Annotated in this window: 23 protein-coding genes; 14 read left to right on the top strand and 9 right to left on the bottom strand. The window is 43.0% G+C overall.

Annotation, left to right across the window (positions count from 1 at the left end; genetic code table 11):
* Positions 1-108 precede the first annotated feature (108 nt).
* From BLP33_RS18875 to BLP33_RS18865, 3 genes are all read left to right on the top strand, one after another.
* Positions 109-1,299: an aspartate aminotransferase family protein gene (locus BLP33_RS18875; protein WP_090531960.1), complete on the top strand. Its 1,191-nt coding sequence runs from the start codon at positions 109-111 to the stop codon at positions 1,297-1,299.
* Positions 1,300-1,693: 394 nt separating this feature from the next.
* Entirely contained in the window at positions 1,694-3,970 is a 2,277-nt protein-coding gene (locus BLP33_RS18870; protein WP_090531958.1) for a glycosyltransferase family 4 protein, read from the top strand.
* On the top strand, positions 3,971-4,975 hold the full coding sequence (locus BLP33_RS18865) for a glycosyltransferase family 4 protein (RefSeq protein ID WP_090531956.1): 1,005 nt from the start codon (positions 3,971-3,973) through the stop codon (positions 4,973-4,975). It begins immediately after the preceding gene.
* An 81-nt stretch (positions 4,976-5,056) separates the two neighbouring features.
* Here the strand turns inward: BLP33_RS18865 and BLP33_RS18860 are convergent, their stop codons facing one another.
* The 6 genes from BLP33_RS18860 to yihA all read right to left on the bottom strand — a co-directional run bounded on the left by BLP33_RS18860 (position 5,057) and on the right by yihA (position 10,570).
* Positions 5,057-6,760 carry a M3 family oligoendopeptidase gene (locus BLP33_RS18860; RefSeq protein ID WP_090531954.1) on the bottom strand — a complete coding sequence of 568 codons (1,704 nt, stop codon included), beginning with the start codon at positions 6,758-6,760 and terminating at the stop codon, positions 5,057-5,059.
* A 184-nt stretch (positions 6,761-6,944) separates the two neighbouring features.
* Positions 6,945-7,871: an NAD-dependent epimerase/dehydratase family protein gene (locus BLP33_RS18855; protein ID WP_090531952.1), complete on the bottom strand. Its 927-nt coding sequence runs from the start codon at positions 7,869-7,871 to the stop codon at positions 6,945-6,947.
* A 161-nt stretch (positions 7,872-8,032) separates the two neighbouring features.
* A complete protein-coding gene (locus BLP33_RS18850; protein ID WP_090531950.1) occupies positions 8,033-8,638 on the bottom strand; it encodes a Crp/Fnr family transcriptional regulator in 606 nt (201 codons plus the stop codon).
* Complete coding sequence (locus tag BLP33_RS18845) at positions 8,626-9,480, bottom strand: UbiA-like polyprenyltransferase (RefSeq protein ID WP_090531948.1); 855 nt, start codon at positions 9,478-9,480, stop codon at positions 8,626-8,628. Before BLP33_RS18845 ends, BLP33_RS18850 begins: the two co-directional genes overlap by 13 nt.
* A 75-nt stretch (positions 9,481-9,555) precedes the next feature.
* A complete protein-coding gene (locus BLP33_RS18840; RefSeq protein WP_090531947.1) occupies positions 9,556-9,795 on the bottom strand; it encodes an endonuclease domain-containing protein in 240 nt (79 codons plus the stop codon).
* A gap of 130 nt (positions 9,796-9,925) precedes the next feature.
* Positions 9,926-10,570: a ribosome biogenesis GTP-binding protein YihA/YsxC gene (gene yihA, locus BLP33_RS18835; protein ID WP_090531945.1), complete on the bottom strand. Its 645-nt coding sequence runs from the start codon at positions 10,568-10,570 to the stop codon at positions 9,926-9,928.
* A 148-nt stretch (positions 10,571-10,718) separates the two neighbouring features.
* On the opposite strand from yihA, the gene BLP33_RS18830 reads away from it, so the two are divergent.
* Positions 10,719-11,207, top strand: coding sequence for a VOC family protein (locus BLP33_RS18830; RefSeq protein ID WP_090531943.1), 489 nt, complete (start codon positions 10,719-10,721; stop codon positions 11,205-11,207).
* A gap of 224 nt (positions 11,208-11,431) precedes the next feature.
* Here the strand turns inward: BLP33_RS18830 and BLP33_RS18825 are convergent, their stop codons facing one another.
* Positions 11,432-12,169 (bottom strand): 3-keto-disaccharide hydrolase, encoded by a 738-nt coding sequence (locus BLP33_RS18825; RefSeq protein ID WP_090531941.1) that lies wholly within the window; start codon positions 12,167-12,169, stop codon positions 11,432-11,434.
* A 23-nt stretch (positions 12,170-12,192) separates the two neighbouring features.
* Positions 12,193-13,563 carry a Gfo/Idh/MocA family protein gene (locus BLP33_RS18820; RefSeq protein ID WP_090531940.1) on the bottom strand — a complete coding sequence of 457 codons (1,371 nt, stop codon included), beginning with the start codon at positions 13,561-13,563 and terminating at the stop codon, positions 12,193-12,195.
* A gap of 358 nt (positions 13,564-13,921) precedes the next feature.
* Between BLP33_RS18820 and ubiE the strand changes: the two genes are divergently transcribed.
* From ubiE to BLP33_RS18790, 6 genes are all read left to right on the top strand, one after another.
* Positions 13,922-14,653, top strand: a complete 732-nt coding sequence (gene ubiE, locus BLP33_RS18815; protein WP_175490059.1) for a bifunctional demethylmenaquinone methyltransferase/2-methoxy-6-polyprenyl-1,4-benzoquinol methylase UbiE — start codon at positions 13,922-13,924, stop codon at positions 14,651-14,653.
* On the top strand, positions 14,650-15,384 hold the full coding sequence (locus BLP33_RS18810; protein WP_090531938.1) for a type IX secretion/gliding motility protein PorT/SprT: 735 nt from the start codon (positions 14,650-14,652) through the stop codon (positions 15,382-15,384). The genes ubiE and BLP33_RS18810 overlap by 4 nt, the downstream gene beginning before the upstream one ends.
* A 662-nt stretch (positions 15,385-16,046) precedes the next feature.
* Entirely contained in the window at positions 16,047-16,805 is a 759-nt protein-coding gene (locus BLP33_RS18805; RefSeq protein ID WP_090531936.1) for an SDR family oxidoreductase, read from the top strand.
* A 161-nt stretch (positions 16,806-16,966) separates the two neighbouring features.
* On the top strand, positions 16,967-17,416 hold the full coding sequence (locus BLP33_RS18800; protein ID WP_090531934.1) for a GatB/YqeY domain-containing protein: 450 nt from the start codon (positions 16,967-16,969) through the stop codon (positions 17,414-17,416).
* A gap of 218 nt (positions 17,417-17,634) precedes the next feature.
* Complete coding sequence (locus BLP33_RS18795) at positions 17,635-18,408, top strand: alpha/beta fold hydrolase (protein ID WP_090531932.1); 774 nt, start codon at positions 17,635-17,637, stop codon at positions 18,406-18,408.
* The gene (locus tag BLP33_RS18790) at positions 18,409-19,071 is read left to right on the top strand and encodes a CBS domain-containing protein (protein ID WP_090531930.1); all 663 of its coding nucleotides are present in this window, start codon (positions 18,409-18,411) and stop codon (positions 19,069-19,071) included.
* A 105-nt stretch (positions 19,072-19,176) separates the two neighbouring features.
* Here the strand turns inward: BLP33_RS18790 and BLP33_RS18785 are convergent, their stop codons facing one another.
* A complete protein-coding gene (locus BLP33_RS18785) occupies positions 19,177-19,839 on the bottom strand; it encodes a response regulator transcription factor (protein ID WP_090531929.1) in 663 nt (220 codons plus the stop codon).
* Between the two features lie 261 nt (positions 19,840-20,100).
* On the opposite strand from BLP33_RS18785, the gene BLP33_RS18780 reads away from it, so the two are divergent.
* From BLP33_RS18780 to BLP33_RS18765, 4 genes are all read left to right on the top strand, one after another.
* A complete protein-coding gene (locus tag BLP33_RS18780; protein ID WP_090531927.1) occupies positions 20,101-20,982 on the top strand; it encodes an NAD kinase in 882 nt (293 codons plus the stop codon).
* Between the two features lie 9 nt (positions 20,983-20,991).
* Positions 20,992-21,777, top strand: a complete 786-nt coding sequence (locus BLP33_RS18775; RefSeq protein ID WP_090531925.1) for a type IX secretion system protein PorG — start codon at positions 20,992-20,994, stop codon at positions 21,775-21,777.
* Positions 21,778-21,942: 165 nt separating this feature from the next.
* Positions 21,943-22,464: an ExbD/TolR family protein gene (locus tag BLP33_RS18770; RefSeq protein WP_090531923.1), complete on the top strand. Its 522-nt coding sequence runs from the start codon at positions 21,943-21,945 to the stop codon at positions 22,462-22,464.
* Between the two features lie 382 nt (positions 22,465-22,846).
* Positions 22,847-23,587: an isoprenyl transferase gene (locus BLP33_RS18765; RefSeq protein WP_090531922.1), complete on the top strand. Its 741-nt coding sequence runs from the start codon at positions 22,847-22,849 to the stop codon at positions 23,585-23,587.
* Positions 23,588-23,621: the final 34 nt, after the last annotated feature.

Genomic DNA, 23,621 nt, shown 5'->3' with positions numbered 1-23,621 from the left:
TTTTTTGTTTGTGGCTTTATTGAGGTAAATGTTGAATTTTGCATCGTTGATTTAAAATATATAAAGCACAAATCAATAATTCACTAATTCAATAACTCACTAATTGCTATGTCTACTCTTCGTCAGCTTTTTTTAGCCAATAACGCGCAAACCACTAATTTTCCTTTATTACTTGAATTTGAGCGTGCCGAAGGTATTTATATGTACAACGCGGAGGGCAAGCCTTATATCGACCTGATCTCGGGCATTGGGGTAAGCAGTCTTGGGCACAGCAATCTTTATGTTATTAATGCGATAAAGGAGCAGGTTGATAAATACATGCACCTGATGGTTTACGGCGAGTATGTACAGACCCCGCAGGTGCGCTTTGCCGAAAAACTTATTTCAGTGCTACCGGATAATCTGCAGTCGGTATATTTTACCAACTCGGGTGCTGAGGCCGTTGAGGGGGCATTAAAGCTTGCCAAGCGTTTTACGGGCAGGCAGCAGGTTGTGGCTTGTCTTAACTCATATCATGGCAGCACACATGGCGCATTGAGTGTTATGGGCAATGAGGAGTTTAAACAGGCTTATCGTCCTTTATTACCGGGCGTAAATTTCATCCGTTTTAATAACCCGGAAGATCTTATGCTGATAACTGAAGAAACCGCCTGTGTGATTATTGAAACCATCCAGGGTGAGGCAGGCATCCGTGTGCCGGATGTTGTCTATATGCAAGCTTTACGAGCCCGTTGTACCGAAACCGGTACGCTGTTGATCCTGGATGAGATCCAGGCGGCGTTTGGACGCACAGGCAAGCTTTTCGCGTTTGAGCATTTTGATATCGTACCAGATATCCTGTTACTGGCAAAAGCTTTAGGCGGTGGAATGCCGATAGGGGCGTTCATTTCATCAAACCAGATCATGGACGCGTTAAAGGAAAACCCGATTCTTGGTCATATCACTACCTTTGGCGGGCACCCGGTATGCTGCGCGGCGGGCTTGGCTGCGCTGGAGTTTCTGCTGGATAATAATTTGGCAGCTACCGTGGCCGAAAAGGAAGCTTTGTTTCGGGATTTGCTTGTACACCCCGCTATACAACAGGTACGTGGCAAAGGCCTTATGATGGCAATCGAACTGGAAAACTTCGAGCTCAATAAAAACATAATTGACCGTTGTATCGAAAACGGTGTAATAACCGATTGGTTCCTTCATTGCAGTAATTCCATGCGTTTAGCTCCGCCGCTTATTATTACGCCTGATGAAATCAGAAAAGCTTGTGAGGTGATCATTGAGGCTATTGATTTCTACACCGAATAAATTACTTCTTGTCATTTCAAACAAGGAACGAGGAGAAATCTTGTACAAGCGGCTGGCGGATATGCAAAGCCTACTTTCATGGCGTACAAGATTTCTCTTTCGCCCCGGCGCGCAATCCAGTCGCCGCTCTATCGAAATGACAACTTTTACAACAACTGCTTTCTCCCTGTAACTTGCCTGTTACAACCGGCTAATAATGTTGCTGAATTTAAGTTTGAATTAAATTGGTATAGTTTATGCATTTATACTGATGTCTATGAAAATGCTGCTTTGAATGTGTCAAAAGCAATAATTAAGGTCACTTATTGCACTTTTTTGTAGTCATTCAGTTTTTACAATTAATTAAATTTTTTGTAAAACGGATCAATACAAAGCATCTATACACAATCTACATATGAAAATAGCATATATATCAACCTATCCCCCCCGCGAATGCGGCCTTGCAACATTTAATAATAATTTGATGCGTGCCATCAGTTCAAATTTTCCTGAAAGGCACACCTTAGCACAAAATGGCTTTGTTGTGGCACTTAATGATTCGGAAAACCTACAGGAATATGAATACCCGGAGGAAGTTAAATATATCATTCGCCAAAATCACCAGAAAGATTATATCCGTGCAGCCAATTATATCAACACCAGTAATGCCGATGTATGTATTATGGAGCATGAGTTTGGCATTTACGGTGGCGAAAGCGGCATTTATATTTTACCGCTGATCAATCGTCTTGAAAAGCCGCTGATATCCATTTTACACACGGTATTGAAAGATCCGAGTTATGTGCAGCGCATCATTATCCGCGAAATTGCCGAGCAATCATCAAAGGTTGTGGTGATGAGCAAACGTGCTGTAGATTTCCTGACCAATATTTATGAGATCCCTGCCGATAAGATCCAGATCATAGAGCATGGCGTGCCCGATGTGGAAGCCCCTGCCGAGAATCCGGTGAAAAGCTTGTCGGCTTTTAAAAACAAAAGGGTGATGTTAACCTTTGGTTTGCTAAGCCGTAACAAAGGTTTGGAAACTGTAATAAAAGCATTGCCTAAAATAGTAGCGAAGCATCCTGATGTGATGTACGTGGTATTGGGTAATACACATCCCGGGGTTATCAAAAGTTCGGGCGAGGAGTACCGCGATCATTTGAAATCGCTTGCGGCGCAGTTAGGCGTTTCGAAGAACCTGGCATTTATCGCCAAGTTTGTTTCCGAAGAGGAATTGGTAAACTACTTAACTGCCTGCGAAATTTACGTAACACCATATTTAAACGAAGCACAGATCACCAGCGGTACGCTATCATACGCTGTTGGTGCAGGTGCAGCAGTAGTTTCAACTCCGTACTGGCATGCTACAGAATTGCTGGCCGAAAAGCGCGGTAGACTGTTTGATTTTAAAAATTCGGAAGCGCTGGCCGATACCGTTATTGAATTGCTTGATCAGGATCGTGTGCTGAACGAACTGAAAGAAAACGCCTACCAATATGGCCTGCATTTACGCTGGCCGGTTATAGGCGCCGAATTTATTAAAGTGGCCCGGGAATCACTGGTACGTTTTGATTTCAGCGATAAAATTCTGCGTAACAGCATCGTTGACCCGGAGATCCTGCCGAAATTCAGCTTAACTCACGTATTGAGGTTAACCGATGATACCGGGATTGTACAACATGCCAAGTACGGGATCCCGAATTTAAAAGAAGGGTATTGTTTGGATGATAACGCCCGTGCGCTTATTATGGCATTAATGGCTTATCAGCGTAACGGAAGCCGGGAAGCATTTGAACTGCTACCCATTTACCTCAGCTACATCCACTATATGCAAACTGATGATGGTAATTTCCGCAACTTCCTGAGTTTTGACAGGCGCTACCTGGACGAGGTTGGCTCGGAAGATTCATTTGGCCGTACCATTTGGGCCCTTGGTCATTTGATTGGCTGTGCGGCCAGCAATTCATACCGTGAATTCGCCCTGGAGATCTTCCATAAATCGGTGCCGCATTTTTCAGCGCTGAAACATTTAAGGGGTGTGGCCAATACTATAATTGGTATCAGTCTTTACCTGCAGGTTTACCCTACAGACGAGGGTATGGTTAAAATATTGGCCAACCTTACCCAGCCATTAATTGATGCCTATAACAACACCCAGGCTGATGATTGGCAATGGTTTGAGGAAAAGATGACTTACGATAACGCCATCCTGCCGCTGGCCTTACTGCACTCATGCGAGATTACCGGTAATGAGGAAGCCAGGAAAATAGCTTTGGCAACTATGGCTTTCCTTGATCAGCTTACTTTGTCAAACGGATATTTAAGTCCTGTTGGAAATGATGGCTGGTATTACCGTGGCGGCACATTCCCAACATTTGATCAACAGGCTATTGAAACCATGGCTATGGTGCTGATGCATTTCCAGGCATACCAGATCTTCAGGATACCGCAGTATATTGAAAAAATGTTCCTGAGCTATAAATGGTTCCTTGGCGAAAATACTTTGCGGGCACCGCTGTATGACCATGAAACCAAAGGCTGCTGCGATGGTTTGCTGCCTGGCGGCATTAACCGTAACCAGGGAGCTGAAAGTACACTGGCTTATCTGATATCGCACCTTACGGTGTTGAAAGCCTTTGAGCTGGAATACGAATACAATAAATACGGCCAAAAAATGCAAATCTGTTAAATGAAGGTAGCTGTATTAGCCCCTGTTGCCTGGCGCACGCCGCCCAGGCACTACGGGCCCTGGGAGCAAATAGCATCAAATATAGCCGAAGGGATCATCAAAATGGGGGCGGAGGTAACACTCTTCGCCACGGGCGATTCGATAACCGCGGGTAAACTTGATGCCATTTGTGATACAGGTTACGAGGAAGACAGAACGCAGGATGCCAAAGTGCTGGAATGCCTGCATATTAGTAACCTGATGGAAAAGGCCGGTCAGTTCGATATCATTCATAATAACTTTGACTTTTTGCCGCTTACATATTCAGGCCTGATTAAAACGCCACTACTCACTACCATTCACGGGTTTTCATCATCAAAGATCATCCCGGTTTATAAAAAATATAATAGCCGGGGGCATTATGTTTCTATCAGCAATGCCGACCGTAGTCCTGAGCTTGATTATTTAGCCACGGTATATAATGGCCTCGATACCCGTGATTTTCAGTTTTATGAACAGCCGGATGATTACCTGTTGTACTTCGGTCGTATCCATCCCGATAAAGGAACTGCCGAAGCTATCGATATCGCCAAAAAAAGTAAACGGAAATTACTGATAGCCGGTATAGTTCAGGATACCAACTACTTTAAGGAAAAGATAGAGCCATTGCTTTGTGCCAATGTGGAGTATATAGGCCATGCCGGGCCTGATAAGCGCCGGGAGCTTTTAGGCAGAGCTTATGCACTGTTGCATCCCATCAGCTTTGATGAGCCTTTTGGCCTGAGTGTGGCTGAAGCAATGCTATGCGGTACGCCGGTCATAGCTTTTAACCGGGGCTCGATGCCAGAATTAATCAAAAACGCACAGACCGGCTTTTTGGTTAATAAGGTTGATGAAGCCGCCGAAGCAGTTGGCTGGCTCCGTCAGATTAGCAGGGCTGATTGTTATGACTGGGCAAACTCGCAGTTTTCGAGCGATAAAATGGTGAAGGATTATTGGGAGTTGTATAATAGGGTATTGGATTAAAAGCAAAAACTGCCGCGGCAGACAGGTATAAAAGAACAAAAGCGCCAAATGGCGCTTTTGTTCTTTTATGAAGAATTTATCTTAATTCAATTTATCCAACTCTGCTTTAACAAACTCAGCCAGTTCTTTTACATAGGCCGCGCTGAAGTCAAACTTGATCCCTGCCGTTTCATAAATCTCTTTAATAGTTTTAGTATAACCGAGTTTAAGGGCATCTAAATATTGTTGCAAACCCTTTTCAGGATTTTCTTTGTAGTTTTTCCATATAGCGATAGCGCCTAACTGGGCCATGCCGTATTCGATATAGTAAAATGGCACCTCGAAGATGTGTAGCTGTTTTTGCCAAAGATTTGCTAATGCTTCGCGATGTTCGCTCCAATCGGCAAAACCCGCGCCGAATGGTTCAAAGATCTCGATCCAGGCGGTTGTACGGTCGGCATCGGTATGGTCGGGGTTGGTATAGATCCAGTGCTGAAACTGATCGACAACGGCCACCCAGGGCAGGGTTTTCAATACGTCAACTAACTGATCGCGTTTAGCGCGTTTAAGATCTTCCTCGTTATCAAAATACACATTCCAGTTATCCATCGAGATCAGCTCCATCGACATGGAGGCTAATTCGGCAACTTCGGATGGGCAATGTTTAAAATCATTCAGTTCCAGATCGGCAGTAAGGAAAGTGTGTACCGCGTGACCGCCCTCATGTACCATAGTGGTTAAATCGCGAAAGGTATTGGCCGAATTCATAAAAATGAAAGGTGCGCCGGTTTCGGCCAAGGGATAGTTGTAACCACCCGGGGCTTTGCCTTTACGGCTTTCCACATCAAACAGACCATTATCTTTCATGATCTCCAAACGTTCGCCTAAATAGCGATTGATGTTGCTGAAGCACTGGATAGATTTCTCGATCAGGTCTTCGCCATTTTGGAATGGTTTAAGGGCTGGTTTGCCAGAAATATCCACATCCATATCCCATGGCTTAAGCGTAGGTAAGTGCAAAGCCTCGCGGCGCTTTTCGGCCTGGGTTTTTAGAATAGGTACTATTTCGGTTTCGATAGCTGCATGAAAAGCATAACAATCCTGCGGGGTATAATCAAAACGGCCTAAAGCCTGGAACATATAATCGCGGAAGTTTTCAAAATTGGCGTTTGTTGCCACTGTGTGACGAAGCTTACGCAAATGGTCGAAAAGTTCATCGAGTTTGTCTTTATCCTGTAAACGGCGGCTGGTGATCTTTTCCCAAACTTCCTGGCGTTTAGCACGATCAGTGCCTTTTAAAAATACGGAAGCTTGTTCTAAAGTAAATTCCTTATCATCAACATGAACAGACATGGAACCGGTTATAGATTGGTACTTCTGCTGTTCCACCTGGATTTCGGTTTGTACCGGGATATTTTCCTCGCGGAAAAGTTCCAATGCTTTTTTTACGGCCCGTAAAAAAATAAAATATTTTTCGCCATCCAGTTTATCAACAAACGCGCTGGCAACCAGCTTTTTGTTCAGTTCGTTACTATATGGAGCAATTTTGGGCTCAACTTCGGTAGCAAAGTACTGGAACTTTTGAAGCAAGTCTTCGCTGGTGGTATCGCAGGTCATGCGGATATAGCGCCATGCGAAATCTTCTTCCAAAGCTGCTTCCAGCTCACTTTTATCGCGCAGCCATTTCTCCAGTTCTTCAACTGAGTGGATTGGACGATCTAATAATTCTTTATAAAAAGGCTCAAGGGTTTCCCATTTAATATCAAGGGAAGCCGGGATATATGTTCTTGTTTTTTTGTGGATCATGATTTTTAGATGTGCAGATATGCAAATATGCGTATTTAGTCCGTAAGTCCGCAAGTCGGAAAAGTCCGTAAGTTGGAATTAAAAAGAAGATATTCCTATTAAAAAAGCCCGAAAGTTACATCTTGACTTCGGACTTGCTGACATCGGACTTGCCGACAAAAAAACAACTTTCGGACTTTCGGACTCACCCTTTATGAAGCGTTTTCGATATCTCAGTTATCGCATCCTCGTAGCTTGTTGGTTTAAAGTTGAACGCTTTCTCAAATTTGCTGCTATCGAAAATATAATCGTGATCGTACTGGTAATACATCTCCACTGTACCCATTACCACCTTTTTAAATAAACCGAACAGCCACAGCATAACTTTATTAACGCGTGTATATTTTGGCTCAACTTTATAAACCCCGGCGGCAATATCCAAAAACTGTTTACCGGTGATGGCCGGCGGGGTAGGGAGGTGCCAGATCTGGTTGCCGCTATTGGGGTCTTGACCAAGCAAAAACATGGCTTTACCAGCATCGGGCACATAAATAAAATTGTGTTTACAATCCGGATTGCCTATCCATTGCGCGTTTTGTTTTTTGGCGTAATTGCTAAGCACCATCATATCAATAAAGCTGTTGACCGGGGCGCCATAAAAATCAGGTGCGCGGGCTATGGTTGCGTTGATATTGCCGGCTTTAACTTCATTCATGAGCATTTCGGCGATGCCCGCTCTTATTTCGCCTTTAACGCTGCTTGGTTTATATGGGGTATCTTCGGTCATGGAGCTGTTAACCAGTCCGTACATGTAAACGTTATCAAAAAATATTAAACGGGCACCGGTGGCTTTGGTAACATTGATCACATTTTGCATGATCACCGGCCATTGCGCCCGCCAGATGTCTTTATCATAAACCAGGCCGGCAACGAGATAAATTACTGTCGATCCTTTTGCTGCCGACAGTACTTCATCGTAATTGAGCAAGTCGGCTTTTTGCCAGGTTACTTTATAATTATTATTGGTGTTAACCGGTTTGCGGCTAACTAAACGAATGGTTTCGTTATGGTTGATTAATTCTTTGGTGAGGATGTTTGCTACCGGACCGCCGGCTCCTAATATAGTATGCATGATCTTTTTTCGTTTTGTGTATTACAAAGGTAGGCCGCCTTTGTAAATCAAAACGTTAACAAAAGATAAGGAATTTCACCTCTCCTAAATCCTCTCCAAAGGAGAGGACTTTAAAATGTATGCTTTTTCTCCCTCTCCTTTGGAGAGGGTTGGAGTGAGGTTTAAGCGCTTATCTTCATGATCCTTCTCCTGATCCGCGAGAGCGAAACCGGAGTGATCCCTAAATAGTTGGCAATATAATGCTGGGGGATGCGGTACAAGGCTTCGCCACCTGTTTGTAAAAGATCGGCATAACGTTCTTCGGGCGATTGAGTGATAAAGGAAGTAATACGTTCTTCGTAACAGATGAGATAGTGTTCGGCTGTTAATCTCCCAAAACGCTCCATCTTAAAACCAAGAAGCTCATTCATGCACGCTTGTTGTAAGTTTTTGTGGCTTAAATTTACGATTACCGAATCTTCAAGTGCCTGGATATAGTTTGCAGCCGGGGTGCGGGTAAGGAAACTTTTGTATGAGCTTAGCATTTCATCCTCAAAGCTGAAATAGCCGGTTATTTCCTCGCCGTCTTTAACATGATAATAGCGTACGGATCCTTTTACTACCAGGCCGATGTGATCGCACACTTTACCGGCCTCTACATAAAACCTTTTCTTTTTTAAGGCATCTACCGTTAGGTATTGCGATAAAGCCTGCCACTCGTCGTCGGTAAGCGGAACATATCTCTCAAAATACTCCCGAAACTTGTTAATGGCCTTTAGTGAATCCATATCCTGTCGAGCAAAAACAATACAGCAAATACTACGCTGGCGATGCCATTGGTAGTCATAAAAGCAAAGTTAACGCGGCTCAGGTCGTTTGGTTTTACAAGCAGGTGCTGGTAAACAAGCATGGCGCAAAAGAACGCGATACCAATGTAGTACAGGAAGCCTACCTGAGTTTCAAATGCGGGCATCATGATAAAAACAGCCGAAAGCACATGTAAAAAGGTAGATAGTCTTAAGGCGTTCACTTTACCTAAATACGCCGGGATAGAGTGCAGGTTTTGGCTTCGGTCAAAATCTTCATCCTGCAGGGCGTAAATAATATCAAAGCCGCTTACCCAGCAAAGTACGGATAGTGAAAAGAATATGGGTGTAATAGCAAACTGACCGGTAACCACTAAGTAAGCACCGATAGGAGCAAGCGATAAACCCAATCCTAATACCAGATGGCAGAGCGCGGTAAAACGTTTGGTTGCGCTGTAGCCCATTACCACAAATAAAGCTACCGGCGATAAAAAGAAACAAAGCCTGTTGATGAACCAGGTAGCTGTAATAAACAGCAGGCAGTTGATAATAACAAATGTTAAAGCAGCTTTTGGGCTGATCCGGCCGGCTGGGATATCGCGCTGTTTGGTACGTGGGTTTTGAATGTCAATATCCCTGTCAAGGTAGCGGTTAAAGGCCATTGCCGAATTACGGGCAAATACCATACATAAAACCATCAAAACCAGCTTTAGCCAGTCGAAATGATATTGGGTGGTAGTTACTGCCAAAAAGAAGCCGATAAATGCAAACGGCATGGCAAAAATGGTATGAGCGAATGTTACTAAGGATAAGTATTTTTTCATGATATTCGGCTCCCCTCTTGAAAGGGGTAAGAGGTGTGATCCACTTCGTTGTTTTTAAATTTCTCTATATGTTGCTCAATTGTTCTTAAAACGTTGAACATGTCTTTTCTTACTTCCAGTTATCAAATTTAGTTCGAAACAATAGAAATCTACAATATAATTTAACAGAGGCTTTTGGCGATGGAAATCATATCCATAACCTTGTTTGCCTTTTAACTCTTTCCAGAGTAATATTTCGCCAATTGTACTGTCATTCCTTAATTTCCGGGCCAGCTCTTTTAACCGGGGATTGTATGGAATGATTGTGCGGGGCATATTGCTCAATATTAAAAATAATTAAAAGGCCCTGTGCGATTCCCCTCTTGAGAGGGGTGTAGGGGTGTGTTGCGTCGTATGCTTAGCAGACGTATTGCTTGTCGCTTGTTAACACACCCCTGCCATCGCGCTATTCTTCGCGCCCCCTCTCAAGAGGGGAACCAAGAAATACCGGCACTTCAAAATTTTGATTTACTGCATCGATAAACTCAAGTATCTCTTCGCGGCCTTGCTGTGTTTCTGATGATGTGATGAAAAACTGCGGCATTTCATCAAATGTAGCCAGCAGGGCTTTCCTGAATTTGGCAATGCTTTGGTCTGTTTTAATGCTCGATTGTTTATCGGCCTTGGTAAATACCAGCACAAATGAAAGGCCTTTTTCGCCCAGCCAGTTGCAAAATTCAAGGTCGATTTTTTGCGGCTCGAGGCGACTGTCAATCAGCACCATTACGCATTGCAGGCTTTCGCGTTTGTCCAGGTAAGTATGGATGAACTTATCCCATTTGGCTTTTTCCGTTTTTGATGCGCGGGCATAGCCATAACCGGGTAAATCAACAATGTACCAGCTCTCGTTGATCAGGAAATGATTGATCAGCTGCGTTTTGCCGGGAGTTTGCGACGTTTTGGCAAGACCCTTTTTACCGGTTAATGTATTGATAAGGGATGATTTGCCCACATTTGAGCGCCCGATGAAAGCGTACTCCGCTTTAACGGGTGGAGGTAACTTGCTTACCTGGCTGTTGCTGCAAATAAATTCGGCCGATTTTACGATCATTCTGCAAAGGTAGTATTTTTACTTAATGCGTTCATTGTGGTAATAGTATGGAGTAAATAGCCATTGCTTGTTTATAGGCTTGTTTTACAATAGAAAAACAAAAAGTAGCGCAATAATAATTAAATTTGATGTTTAAACATGTAATTATATGAACGATTATGAAATACCCGCCCAAACCCGCATTGGTCACGTACATTTAAAGGTAAGTGATCTGCAAAAATCTCTTGATTTTTATTGTGGGTTGCTGGGTTTTGAAAAAATGGTAATGTACAGCGACCAGGCCGCCTTTATATCTGCAGGTGGTTATCACCATCATATTGGCTTAAATACCTGGCATAGCAAAGGCGCTTCACCAGCCCCGGAATACGCACCGGGCTTATACCATACTGCCATCTTATATCCCGAAAGAAAAGACCTGGCCATTATACTTAAAAGGTTGATTGATGCCCGTTACAATATTACAGGAGCATCTGACCATGGTGTATCTGAAGCCATCTATCTTAACGATCCCGATCAAAACGGGGTTGAGCTCTACTGGGATCGCCCCAAAGAACAATGGCCTGTAGATCAGGAAGGGAATTTGACCATGTTTACCCGCAGGTTGGATATAGAAAATTTACTGCAACTGGCTAATTAACAGATAAAAAGCAAACAAAAAAACTCATTGTGGGTTATATATTCAACGGGGGGATCAAAAGATAATCAATCTTTCCCGGTCATTGGGAGGCGGAACGGCGAAGCAGTCCTCTGCCGGCGATATTGCATGGTTGCCTGCTGTTAAGGATTGCTTCGTACCCCCAATGAGTTTTTTGATAAAGATAAAACTGTTGCGCGAAGGTACGAAGCAAAAAATTATAAATTTTATAATTCCTTTATTTTAATGCTCCTGAAATAAGCTTTATGCCCGTGGTCCTGCAGTGCAATTAAGCCGGTTTTGGCGTTGCCATAGTCGGGGTAATCTTTCCATTTACCTTCGGCTTTTTTCCTTTTCCAGTCGCTGGTCCATGCTTCAAAAGCTAAAATCTTTTTACCGTTGAGCCAGTGTTCAACATGTCCGTTGTTGAAAATAATTTTACTGGTGTTCCAGGTGCCAACCGGGGCTACTTTTTTTGAGGCGTTTGGCAGGTACATGGCATAATCACAGCCTGTTTTTTGCCAGTCTTCCAGTTTTTCGGGCCAGCCGGCATCGTCAATGATCTGGTATTCGGGGCCGGTTTCATAAGGGCCGTGGTATTTCGGATCTTCAACCACATGGTATATTACACCGCTGTTACTGCCTTTTTCTATCTTCCATTCCCATGAAAGCTCAAAATTGGTATAAGCTTTATCGGTTACTATATCTCCGCCGGTATCACCCTGCGCTGCACCAAGACAAACCAGGGCACCGTCAACAATGGTCCAGTTTTTTACCGGACCCTTTTTGTTGAAGCCATGCCAGCCTTTTAACGTTTTGCCATCAAATAAATTTATCCAGGTACCTTTTGCAGGAGTAGCCTGTTTAGGACGTTTAGCGTTATGAACCGGAATCCCTGACGTTTGTACGCAAACTAAGCCTGCAGCAGCCAGTGCCAAACCCAATTTTTTAAACTGTTGTTTCATAATAAGGTATTTGCTGTGATCTGTTATTTTTTGACAACCTGCATTTTTTCCGGATCCCAGAACATGGGGCTGTTATTGTAATAGCTGTCATTACACAGCAGGGCAGGGGCTGCCGCACGATAGCCAAATATCGCATCTTCAGTTACCTTGCCTTTATTGCGGATAGCCGTAAAAAAGTTCACCATATGATCATATGGCCCACCTTTGTATCCTTTTTCGGCATCATACGTGATCTCTTCGGGCGGTAGCATTTTTTTGCGTTCGGCATAACCGCTGCCTGCTTTTTTGAGTTTATCAAGATAGAATGGATCATCAGAGTCCATCACTTTATTGCGTTTAAGCGTCACTTTATCCCATGTTATATCCATTGAGCCTTCGCTGCCTACCAGTTTAAGATAAGTGGTACCGCTGGTGCCATCCACGAAGTTGCAACGTAAGGAAAGATTAAAGGCTGGATGAGCCTGCGTTTTGCCGTAATCAAAAGTGCCTAAAAGTACATCAGGTACTTCGCGGCCATCATTCCAGAAACGTAAGCCGCCGGATGCATAAATTTTATTAGGGCCAACTGAATCGGTTATAAAATGCAGGCTTGAAAAAAGGTGAACAAAAAGGTCGCCCGCCATGCCGGTGCCATAGTCGGTATAGTTTCTCCAGCGGAAAAAGCGTTTTTCATCAAACGGACGCTTTTTAGTATTGCTGATATAAGTTTCCCAATCAACAGTTTGAGGTGAGGCATCTTCAGGGATCGGGTATTGCCAAACCTCAAGCGGCGCCCGGCGGGCCCAGAAACCTTCGGCATAGTTTAATTCGCCAATAGCGCCGCTTTTTAACAGCTCGTGTGCTTTTTCATTGCCTAATGATGATACCCCCTGGCTGCCTACCTGGAAGATCATTCCTGTTTCTTTTTGCGCTTTGATCACCGCCGGCCCTTCGGTAATAGCATGCACCATTGGTTTTTCGCAATACACATGTTTACCGGCGTGCATCGCATCAACAGAAATTTGCTGGTGCCAGTGATCAGGCGTAGCAATGATTACAGCGTCAATGTCTTTACGGTTCAGGATCTCTTTGTAAACCCGGGTAGTAAAAATGTCGGCTCCCCAGCGGGTTTTAGCATCTTTTAAGCGACCGTCATACAAATCGCATACGGCTACCAGTTTAACACCGGGCACCTGCAGGGCGGTGATGGTATCCTGGGTACCCATACCACCGGCGCCAATGAGGGCGATGTTTACCTGGTCGTTAGGACTGTTGCCGATGAGGCGTTTTTGGATGGAAAAAGATTTGGCCTGGCTTTGGCTGGCTAAGAGGCCCGATCCGGCAGCTACGGCCGCGGTTGCAGTGGTTAGTTTTTTAATAAAACTGCGGCGCGAGGATTCTTGTTCGTCTTTCATAAGGATAAGGAAACAAATTTTAAATGTGATTTGCCGGAGTGTGCCGGCTGAAATTGGTTTTTAAAAATAATGAATTGACTTAACATTTTCATAATTGTAGTAATATAAAATCGGTTTAGTTACAGCGTAACGCATAGGTGGTCCATTTGGCCTGTGCTGCGTTGGGCCACCATCCTCTATCCTTCGGATAAAGAGGGTAAGAAAATATATAAATTAAAATCCCCTCTTTGCGAAGCATAGAGGGGTGGCGAGCGTAGCGAAGTCGGGGTGAGTTAACTTGTCAGCCCTGTTTCAGTATTCGTTTTTCACCCGTGTTAGTGTTAATGCATTCGGTATACAATCATTATCTTTGCCCGCGATGAGCAAAACCATAACACCGTACCATGACGAGCAGGCTACCAAAAAAGAACAGGTGGCAGATATGTTCAACAATATATCAAAAACCTATGATTTCCTTAACCATTTCATGTCGCTTGGTATTGATATCATCTGGCGTAAAAAGGCCATTAACGAATTAAAGAAGGATAAACCCAAACTGATACTTGATGTTGCTACCGGTACCGGCGATTTTGCTTTTGAGGCTTTATCTATCCTGAAACCTGAAAAAATTATTGGTGTAGATATTTCAAGGGGGATGCTTGACATCGCGGAGCAAAAAATAGCAAAACGGGGTTTAAGCGATAAATTTGCTGTAAAACTTGGCGATTCGGAAAAACTGCCGTTTGAGGGCGCGGAGTTTGACGCTGTTACGGTTGCCTACGGTGTACGTAATTTTGAAAACCTGGAAAAAGGCCTTGCTGATATAATCCGGGTGCTAAAACCCGGAGGGAAGGTGGTGGTGCTTGAGTTTTCAAAGCCTAAAGTATTCCCGGTAAAGCAGTTGTATAATTTTTACTTCAGCTATATTACCCCGGGGATTGGTAAATTGTTTAGCAAAGATGCAAGGGCGTACAGCTATTTGCCCGAGTCGGTAGCTGCTTTTCCTGATGGGCGGGCTTTTGTGGGTTTGATGGATAAAGTAGGCTTTAAGAATACCAAATGCCGGCCTTTAACGTTTGGTATCTGTTCAATATACACCGGTATTAAATGATTATAAACCGTTACCTGCTTGTAGTTGTACTTATTTTTAGCAGCAATTTATTGTTTGCTCAGCATGTACCTGCATGGGGTGGCGGTGCCGATCAGCAGGATCTGAGCTTTGGCTTCAGTTTCACGTATGTAAGCACCGATTTTAAGATCGTCAATCAACCCAATTTTCGCAACGCGTTTTTAGATGAGAACGGTGTGCAGGTTAAAGGGCCGCTTAACAGCATCAGCTCAAAAAGTTCACCGGCTTTCGGAGTAGGTTTTTTGACCCGGTACAGGATCACTGAGCACCTTGAGGTACGCACCACACCTTCATTAATTTTTGCCGACAGGGTTTTGCATTATTCTTATGTCGATCCCTCGGAAGATGTGGATAAAAAAATACAAACCACTTCGGTTGACATTCCCCTGCAATTGAAATTAAAATCAGATAGGCTGGGCGATTTCAGGGCTTATGTTGTAGGCGGTCTGAAATATACCCAGGCCATAGGCTCTAAGAAAAACGCGGATGCCAACCTTGACCTTTCGGAGAAGCTGGTTAAAAACGTAGGTGGCTTTGCCTCGTATGAGGCGGGCGTGGGTTGTGATATTTATTTTGAATTTTTTAAGCTTTCGCCCGAGATTAAGATCTCCAATTCGTTAGGCAATGTGCTGATGCGCGAGTATAACCCCTACTCGGCGCCCCTCAGCAGGTTGGGTTTACATACGATTATGTTTAGTTTGATTTTTGAGTAAGGAAGATACTTAAACATATTAAAAAACGGTGTCATGCTGAGTGTTTAAATCCGGTGGCCTCTGAAGGTAAAATGACATCTGCGTCACATGATTGCTGTAAGGAATGAAGCAATCCCCGACAGGCTGGTAACGGGCTTCATTAGTATTTGACTTACATCGTCGCGCTCCTGACCGCGCGGGGCCAGTTACTTTTGTCGCCACAAAAGTAACCAAAAAGGCTTGCAGCAGAGAGGCTTCTTTGCGCACAACCTGGCCCCATAGCCATCGGCGCGGCCTTCACCCTGCAAAACGAACAGAACCACGGCTGCAATTATTTTGCCCCGATTCGTACGCAATGCCTCTGCTTCTGCAAAAACTTGCTATGCCCCTGCAGCCGCACCGCCCAGCATCGTTCTACTCGTTTTCACCCGAAGCTGATCTGCTGCGAAAAACCGCATTTTTTATCTTGTCATGGGTAGTGATTAAATCCATGGACTCTGAAGCTCAGGATGACGGGGCCTCCTAAATCTCGCGCTCATTTATAATGAGTGCGAAAAATGGGTTTGCGTTTTCAACGCAATGATGGGGTGAGTAAAATCCTTCCTTCAAAAACATCCTTACTCCCAACCGACAATATTTTAAACTAAAAAACATAATTTCGCTGTTTATAGTTATCAATACCTATGAGTAAGATTGCCTTAATTACAGGAGCTACCGCCGGCATTGGCGAGGCATGTGCGCACGTTTTTGCCCGTGAGGGATATAATTTGGTATTGACCGGTCGCCGGTTAGAAAGGTTGGAAAAGTTGGCCAAAAACCTGAATGATAAATATAATGTTGAGGTTGCGGTTTCTTCATTTGATGTGCGCAACCGGGAGGATACCATCAACAGCCTGGAAGCTTTGCCGGCCGAATGGAAGAAAGTGACGGTATTGGTTAACAATGCCGGTTTAAGCCAGGGGCTTGACCCCATTCAAAAAGGCAGTATCGATGATTGGGAAACCATGATTGATACCAATATTAAGGGCCTGCTGTATGTAAGCCGGGTGGTATCAAACTGGATGATAGAAAATGGTAAGGGGCACATTATAAACCTTGGGTCGATTGCCGGTAAGGAAGTTTATGCCAACGGAAATGTATATTGCGCTACCAAACATGCAGTTGATGCTTTAAATAAAGGTATGCGGATTGACCTTTTACCCCATGGCATTAAGGTAACGGCGATACATCCGGGGGCTGTGGAAACCGAGTTTTCGGAGGTGCGCTTTAAGGGTGATAAGGAAAGGGCCAAAAAAGTTTATGATGGTTTTAAACCATTGGTGGCCGAAGATGTGGCCGAAACCATCTGGTTCATTGCATCACGACCGGCTCATGTTAATATTAACGACCTCGTGATCATGCCTACAGCACAAGCTAACGCAGGTACGATATTTAGGGGGTAGAGGGGAAGTCTGAAGTCGGAAAGTCAGTAAAGTCCGAAAGTAAGACAAGGCTGCTTTATTAACCAAACAAATCCTTCGGACTTTCGGACATCGGATTTCCGGACTAAAACGAAAAACTTCCGGACTTTCCGACATCGGACTTCCGGACTAACATAAAACATATGTCATTAATTACACAAATAGACCAGGACATTAAACTGGCCATGCTTGCCAAGCAGGCAGATCGTTTACAGGGGTTGCGTGCCATCAAATCGGCATTGCTTTTGGCTAAAACCGAAAAAGGCGCTGCCGATGAACTAACCGAGGATGCTGAAATTAAAGTATTGCAAAAGCTGGTAAAACAGCGTAAGGAATCGGCCGATATTTATAAGGAGCAAAACCGCGACGACCTGTACCAGGTGGAAATAGCCGAAATGCTGGTTATTGAAGAATACCTTCCGCAACAAATGAGCAAGTTTGAAATTGAAGGCTACCTTGAAGAGCTTATTGGCAGGTTAGGTGCTACATCCGTAAAAGATATGGGCCGCGTAATGGGTATGGCCAGTAAAGAGCTTGCAGGCAAGGCCGATGGTAAAACAATATCAGAGGTGGTTAAACAGTTATTGGGTTAAGTTTTTACCATTTAATTAATACAGCGCTTTTTTGCGTAATGTTGTGTTAATGTTAATCTTGTTTAATAAAAGCTTAACATTACTACATTGGTAAATAATTACTATACTTGCTAAATGTCGTTCGTAATAAACTAATTTTACAGCGGAATAACAGGAATTTGTACTGAAAGCGATTTTGGTATAAGATAAGTTTGAAAAATTAATTTTTAATATTTTATATGGAGTTCGTGCTTAAAGAGGAACACGGTTTTAGTTACATCGATGAGGGCGAAGGAGAGGTGCTGTTACTGCTGCATGGTTTAATGGGGGCGTTGAGCAATTGGGATGGTGTTATTAATGAGTTTAAATCAAAATACAGGGTTATTATCCCCATGCTGCCTGTTTATGACATGCCGCTGATCAGTACCGGGGTAAAAAGTTTATCGAAATTTGTACATAAGTTTATAAAGTTTAAAAAGCTTAGCAATATTACCTTATTGGGTAACTCGCTTGGCGGGCATGTGGCATTAGTTTATTTAACCACGCATCCCGAAAACATCAGGGCCCTTGTTTTAACCGGTAGCTCGGGCTTATATGAAAATGCTTTCGGCGGCTCTTTCCCGCGCAGGGAGAGTATAGATTTTGTGCGCGAAAAAGTGCAATTTACATTTTACGATCCGGCTATTGCCACCGATGAGTTGGTGCTTGATGTTTTTCAGACCATTAACGACAGGCATAAGGTGATCCGCTTGCTGGCCATGGCAAAATCAGCCATCAGGCATAATATGAAAAAAGATCTGCATAAGATCACTATCCCGGTATCTTTGATATGGGGACGAAATGACAAGATCACCCCGCCCGAGGTAGCTGTTGAATTTCATGAACTGCTGCCCGATTCGGAACTTCATTGGATTGATAAATGCGGACACGCCCCTATGATGGAGCACCCTGAAGAATTTAATACTTTACTTAAACAGTTTTTAGCTAAATTAGAAACCAAAGTAAATGCATAGATGATAGCACTTGACCTGATAGCTGACTCAATACCGCCGGTACACACTTCTGACACCATTCAGAAAGTGCTTGACCGTATGATTGAGTTTCGCCTCAGGCATTTGCCTATTGTAAATGAAGAGCAGTTTTTAGGTTTGCTTGCCGAGGATGACCTGATAGCCGAAAGTGATTATCAAACACCCATAGGTGCGCTGGCCCTTTCGTTGGTTAATCCCTACGTGCTGGAAGATCAGCATATTTATGATGTTATCCGCCTGTTTTATGAGCAGCAGCTTACCATTGTACCGGTGCTTGACGCAAAAAGCAACTATCTTGGGTTGATATCTATTAACGCCATTACAGAATATTTCGCAAAAATAACTTCAGTATCGCAACCGGGAGGCATTATTGTACTGGAGATCAATAATAAAAATAATTCGCTTGCGCACATGGCGCAGATAGTTGAGTCAGACAACGCGCAGATCCTGAGCTCCTATGTTCAGTCCTTTCCCGATTCAACCCGGATGGAAGTTACCCTTAAGGTTAACAAGCAGGATATTTCGGCCATAACTGCCAGCTTTCTTCGGTATGAGTATGATATCAAAGCTACCTTTAATCATACCGATATCAACGATACCACCCGCGATAGGTATGATTCGCTCATGAATTACCTTAATTTGTAGTCTTAAGTCGGAAGTTTTAAGTCCTGGGCCTAAAGTCTTAAGTCGATATCGTGGATTATTTTACCAAATATTGAGACTTAAAACTTAAGACTACTGACTTAAAACTTAAACCAAATTATAAGCCTGCGCAAACATCACTGCATCATAATTATTTTTCAGGTGCAGTTTGTTCTTGATGTTTTTACGGTGCGTTTCGGCCGTAGCCGGGGCAATGAACAGCTTCGCGCTGATCTCCGCCGAGCTCATTCCCATGGCAATATATTTCAGAATTTCTTTTTCGCGCCGTGTAAGTGTTAAAAATAACAGGTTATTATGGCGTAAAAAAGCGATCTCATTCATAAGCCGATTTACCTTGGTGGTGATATGATGCACAGGATCAAGCCTGCTGGCTATAGTTAGCATGTATGTAGCATCGCCTGCTTCATTGCGTGCAAAAACCTTGGTATTGCTCACAAACAATTGCCACTCCGGGTTATCAGGTACACGTACCTGCTGAAAGTAGGATACCTGCTCCTGTGTTTTGCTTTTTATCAGGTGCAAAATTTTAGGTACGTACTCGTCGCTGTCTTCAGTGTTAAAATATTTCAGGTGATATGTTTCAGGGCCCATGGCCTGCAGTTCGCCGAGCGTGGTACCCAGTATATCGAGGCCTACACTGTTCATATACACTATCTGCAGCGTTTCAACCTCATGAATTATTAATGCAGAAGGAAGGTCATCAGCTATTGACTGTATATCCGATAGTTTTTGGGTAAAAGTTTTATCCATCAATAAAATAACCGTTGTTTAAATATTGGTAAGGTAGGCCAAAATAGTTAAACTTAATTATTTTACTTTGAAGTTATTTATCTGTTAAAGCAATTAAAATGGCTTTATTAGGAAATATAAGCAAACAATAGTGCACAATTTACCATTATAAGAAAAATGTATGATGGATGGATTGTAGGGTTTAGTTTATGCCGGTATTAATTATTTATGCCTTGCTGCAATTAATGTACTTTCAAAGTTCGATATTCGCTTTTTTAAAAAATGAAAATAGCAGTTTACGGCAGGCCGTTTAATGAGCCATCTGTTTTACCTTTTATACAGCAGGTTTTTGATAACCTTGCATTGCATGGCGTTGATATTTATGTACACCAGCAACTCCACGAATATTTGCAGGATAAACTAACCACAGTGCAATATAAAGTGTTGCGCCCCGCTGAAACCTTAAAAGGCTTTATTGATATTTTTATAACGCTTGGAGGCGATGGTACCCTGCTTGATACGGTTACCTTGATTCGCGATTCGGGGATCCCTGTTATTGGTATTAACTTTGGCCGCCTGGGCTTTTTGGCCAGTGTTAATAAAAGTGATATTACGGCAGCCATTCATGCCGTGGTGAACAGGCAGTTTACCTGCGATTGCCGCGAGCTCCTTACTGTTGATTCGAACCCCAATGTTTTTGGAAGCAATAATTTTGCCCTTAATGATGTAACCATCCATAAACGCGATGATGCCGCCATGATCATAACGCACGTGTTTTTGAACGATGAGTTTTTAAATTCATACTGGGGTGATGGTATTATCATCTCAACATCAACCGGCTCAACAGCTTATTCATTAAGCTGCGGAGGGCCTATCATTTTCCCGCAGTCAAACAGCATAGTGGTAACCCCGGTATCACCTCACAACCTTAACGTGCGGCCTATAGTGATCCCTGATACCAGTAAGCTTTGTTTTGAGGTGGAAAGCCGCAGCGCTAATTATATCATCTCCTGCGATTCGCGGACGGAAGTTTTAGATCAAACAGTTAAGTTTCATGTTCAAAAAGCCAGTTTTCAGTTAAATTTAATTCGCCTTAGTAATGAAAGCTATTTAACTACGTTAAGGAATAAACTGCTTTGGGGCCTTGATGCCCGTAATTACTAAATTTGATTAATGCCTAAATTTTTACTTTTTGCCATATTCTTGTTTTTAACTTATCATCTGCAGGCCCAAACCTGGGAAATAGGCGGATCGATAGGCGGTGCGGGGTACATAGGTGATCTTAACCCCAATAACCCTGTTAAAATAAGCGGCGTTTCGGCGGGTATCTTTGGTAAAAGAAATTTTAATGGCTATTTTTCAGCTAAACTGAATATTGGTGTTGGTAATATATCGGCTTATGATAACCGGTCCGGCTACCAGCAGTTTCGTGATCGTAATCTTAACTTTAAAGATCAATTGCGGGAGGTAAGTCTTATTGGCGAGTTTAACTTTATGAACTATATCCCCGATGCCGGACGAAACAAATACACACCTTATATATTTACAGGTATTGGCGTTGCATCTTACGCGCCGCGTGCACAGGATTTTGACGGTCGTGAGATTAGCTTAAGGCAGCTAAAAACCGAAGGCCAGGCTAAGCCTTATGGCAATAACACCGTCGTAATCCCCTATGGTTTAGGTATCAAGTATAATTTATCCGGTAAGTTTACAGTTATGGCCGATATGGGTTACCGCTATGCATTTACAGATTACCTGGATGATGTAAGCGGTGTATATGCTGATAAAAGCAAAATGACCACGACCGGCGCTTTACTCTCTGATCGTTCGGGCGAAAAAACCGGCAATTATATTGGCACCGTTGGTTCTCAGCGCGGCGACTTTAAATCGCATGATACCTACTTCTTCCTTAACTTTACAATCTCATTTACTTTTGTAACAGCAAACTGCTATTTCTAATTACATCAGGCCAGCAATAAGGGTTGTGGGTTTATTGCGTCTCTTTAGATAATAATTCAATATTTAATTCGTTTTAAATTAAAAATACAATATTTAATTCTGTTTTTATATTGTATTTTGAAATTTAGTATTATAATTGATTATTAACCTAAAATCTTTAAAATCATGGCCGAATTAAACTCATCTCCCCAAAATGGCGGCGGAAAGCACAAACGCAAAAAAATAAACGCCCGCGTTGATCTTACTGCAATGGTCGATCTGGCATTCCTGCTTATTACCTTTTTTATCATGACCACCACGCTGGCTAAACCAAAAGCTATGGATTTGGCTATGCCAGATGACGGCGGTGACGGAATGCCGGTTCCGGCAAGCCGAACACTGACTGTTGTTTTGGGCAAAAATAATAAGGCCATGTATTTTCTGGGCGAGCTTAAAAATCCGATCATTGCACCTTCGGTAACCGATTTTTCAGCCAATGGCATTCGCAGGGCCATCATCGAAACCAATAAAAAAGTACACGACGGCTCGGGCAAAAGCATGATAGTATTGGTAAAACCAAGCGATAAATCACAATACAGCAATTTGGTGAGTACGCTTGATGAGCTGGCTATTACCGGCATTCAGCAATACGCTATAGTTGATATTATGCCCGCCGATGTTGACGCGCTTAAACAAAAAGGAATATAAAAGTGTAACGCAATTGTAAGCAAATTTACAGGCGGTTTTTTGAGGCCGGCAGCTTTCATTATCAGGCAGATAATGGCTGCCGGCTTTTTTATTTTTTTGAGCTTTAAACCAAATATTATGAAAAATCATGGTTTTGATGGCTGTTTAGGCAGTTTTAATATATTATTCGCAATAACATTTTCTTTTAACGCGGGATACTAAAAAAATACAAAGTAAGTTTTACCTTTGTACCCTGAAAAATCCGTCAATTTGCGTGACAAAAATGGCAGATGCAGGTAATTAATAATTGATTAGTCTAACAACCGAATATCGCAGACCATAGTATTGATGAAAAATTTTACACAGGTGTGTTTGTACAGGGTGGCTTTTGATAAAGAGTAATATGGATTATTTGGATCAGATTGATTTGTCGAGACTACCACAGCACGTAGCTATTATTATGGATGGCAACGGGCGTTGGGCAAAAGGGAAAGGCAAATTAAGAATATTTGGCCATCACAACGGTGTAACATCTGTTAGGGATGTTGTTGAGGGGGCCGATAAATTAGGTATTAAATATATTACCTTATATACATTTTCGTCCGAAAACTGGAACCGCCCTAAGCTGGAGGTTATGGCTATTATGGAGTTAATGGTAACCACTATTCATAAAGAGGTTCCCGGCTTTATGAAGAACAACATCAGGCTAAATGCCATCGGCGATCTGGACACATTGCCCGAAAAATGCCTTCGCGAACTTAATAACGCTATTGAAACAACAGCCGGTAATACCGGTGTTGTGCTTACGCTTGCTTTAAGCTATAGCTCGCGCCGCGAAATTGTACGGGCCGCAAAAAATATAGCCATAAAGGTAAAAAACGGCGAGTTGAATGCGGAAGATATTAATGAAGAGGTTTTTGAACAAAACCTTTTTACAGGCGATATGCCAAACCCCGAACTGCTGATCAGAACCAGCGGTGAATACCGTATAAGTAATTATTTATTATGGCAGATTGCTTACGCCGAGTTGTATTTTACAACCAAATTATGGCCCGATTTCAGGAAAGAAGACCTGTATGAAGCAGTGATCGATTTCCAGAAACGCGAGCGCCGTTTTGGCTTAACAAGTGAGCAGGTGAACTAAATTTTTACTTTTAACAAATTTTAACAACTGTATA

The organism is Mucilaginibacter sp. NFR10 (assembly GCF_900100445.1).
GTDB lineage: Bacteria > Bacteroidota > Bacteroidia > Sphingobacteriales > Sphingobacteriaceae > Mucilaginibacter > Mucilaginibacter rubeus.
This window is presented reverse-complemented; position numbering and strand designations above follow the sequence as displayed.

Excerpts from the sequence above, each read along its gene's own strand:
- BLP33_RS18875 (WP_090531960.1), top strand. The coding sequence starts at position 109 with ATGTCTACTCTTCGTCAGCTTTTTTTAGCCAATAACGCGCAAACCACT.
- BLP33_RS18870 (WP_090531958.1), top strand. The coding sequence starts at position 1,694 with ATGAAAATAGCATATATATCAACCTATCCCCCCCGCGAATGCGGCCTT.
- BLP33_RS18865 (WP_090531956.1), top strand. The coding sequence starts at position 3,971 with ATGAAGGTAGCTGTATTAGCCCCTGTTGCCTGGCGCACGCCGCCCAGG.
- BLP33_RS18860 (WP_090531954.1), bottom strand. The coding sequence starts at position 6,760 with ATGATCCACAAAAAAACAAGAACATATATCCCGGCTTCCCTTGATATT.
- BLP33_RS18855 (WP_090531952.1), bottom strand. The coding sequence starts at position 7,871 with ATGCATACTATATTAGGAGCCGGCGGTCCGGTAGCAAACATCCTCACC.
- BLP33_RS18850 (WP_090531950.1), bottom strand. The coding sequence starts at position 8,638 with ATGGATTCACTAAAGGCCATTAACAAGTTTCGGGAGTATTTTGAGAGA.
- BLP33_RS18845 (WP_090531948.1), bottom strand. The coding sequence starts at position 9,480 with ATGAAAAAATACTTATCCTTAGTAACATTCGCTCATACCATTTTTGCC.
- BLP33_RS18840 (WP_090531947.1), bottom strand. The coding sequence starts at position 9,795 with ATGCCCCGCACAATCATTCCATACAATCCCCGGTTAAAAGAGCTGGCC.
- yihA (WP_090531945.1), bottom strand. The coding sequence starts at position 10,570 with ATGATCGTAAAATCGGCCGAATTTATTTGCAGCAACAGCCAGGTAAGC.
- BLP33_RS18830 (WP_090531943.1), top strand. The coding sequence starts at position 10,719 with ATGAACGATTATGAAATACCCGCCCAAACCCGCATTGGTCACGTACAT.
- BLP33_RS18825 (WP_090531941.1), bottom strand. The coding sequence starts at position 12,169 with ATGAAACAACAGTTTAAAAAATTGGGTTTGGCACTGGCTGCTGCAGGC.
- BLP33_RS18820 (WP_090531940.1), bottom strand. The coding sequence starts at position 13,563 with ATGAAAGACGAACAAGAATCCTCGCGCCGCAGTTTTATTAAAAAACTA.
- ubiE (WP_175490059.1), top strand. The coding sequence starts at position 13,922 with ATGAGCAAAACCATAACACCGTACCATGACGAGCAGGCTACCAAAAAA.
- BLP33_RS18810 (WP_090531938.1), top strand. The coding sequence starts at position 14,650 with ATGATTATAAACCGTTACCTGCTTGTAGTTGTACTTATTTTTAGCAGC.
- BLP33_RS18805 (WP_090531936.1), top strand. The coding sequence starts at position 16,047 with ATGAGTAAGATTGCCTTAATTACAGGAGCTACCGCCGGCATTGGCGAG.
- BLP33_RS18800 (WP_090531934.1), top strand. The coding sequence starts at position 16,967 with ATGTCATTAATTACACAAATAGACCAGGACATTAAACTGGCCATGCTT.
- BLP33_RS18795 (WP_090531932.1), top strand. The coding sequence starts at position 17,635 with ATGGAGTTCGTGCTTAAAGAGGAACACGGTTTTAGTTACATCGATGAG.
- BLP33_RS18790 (WP_090531930.1), top strand. The coding sequence starts at position 18,409 with ATGATAGCACTTGACCTGATAGCTGACTCAATACCGCCGGTACACACT.
- BLP33_RS18785 (WP_090531929.1), bottom strand. The coding sequence starts at position 19,839 with ATGGATAAAACTTTTACCCAAAAACTATCGGATATACAGTCAATAGCT.
- BLP33_RS18780 (WP_090531927.1), top strand. The coding sequence starts at position 20,101 with ATGAAAATAGCAGTTTACGGCAGGCCGTTTAATGAGCCATCTGTTTTA.
- BLP33_RS18775 (WP_090531925.1), top strand. The coding sequence starts at position 20,992 with ATGCCTAAATTTTTACTTTTTGCCATATTCTTGTTTTTAACTTATCAT.
- BLP33_RS18770 (WP_090531923.1), top strand. The coding sequence starts at position 21,943 with ATGGCCGAATTAAACTCATCTCCCCAAAATGGCGGCGGAAAGCACAAA.
- BLP33_RS18765 (WP_090531922.1), top strand. The coding sequence starts at position 22,847 with ATGGATTATTTGGATCAGATTGATTTGTCGAGACTACCACAGCACGTA.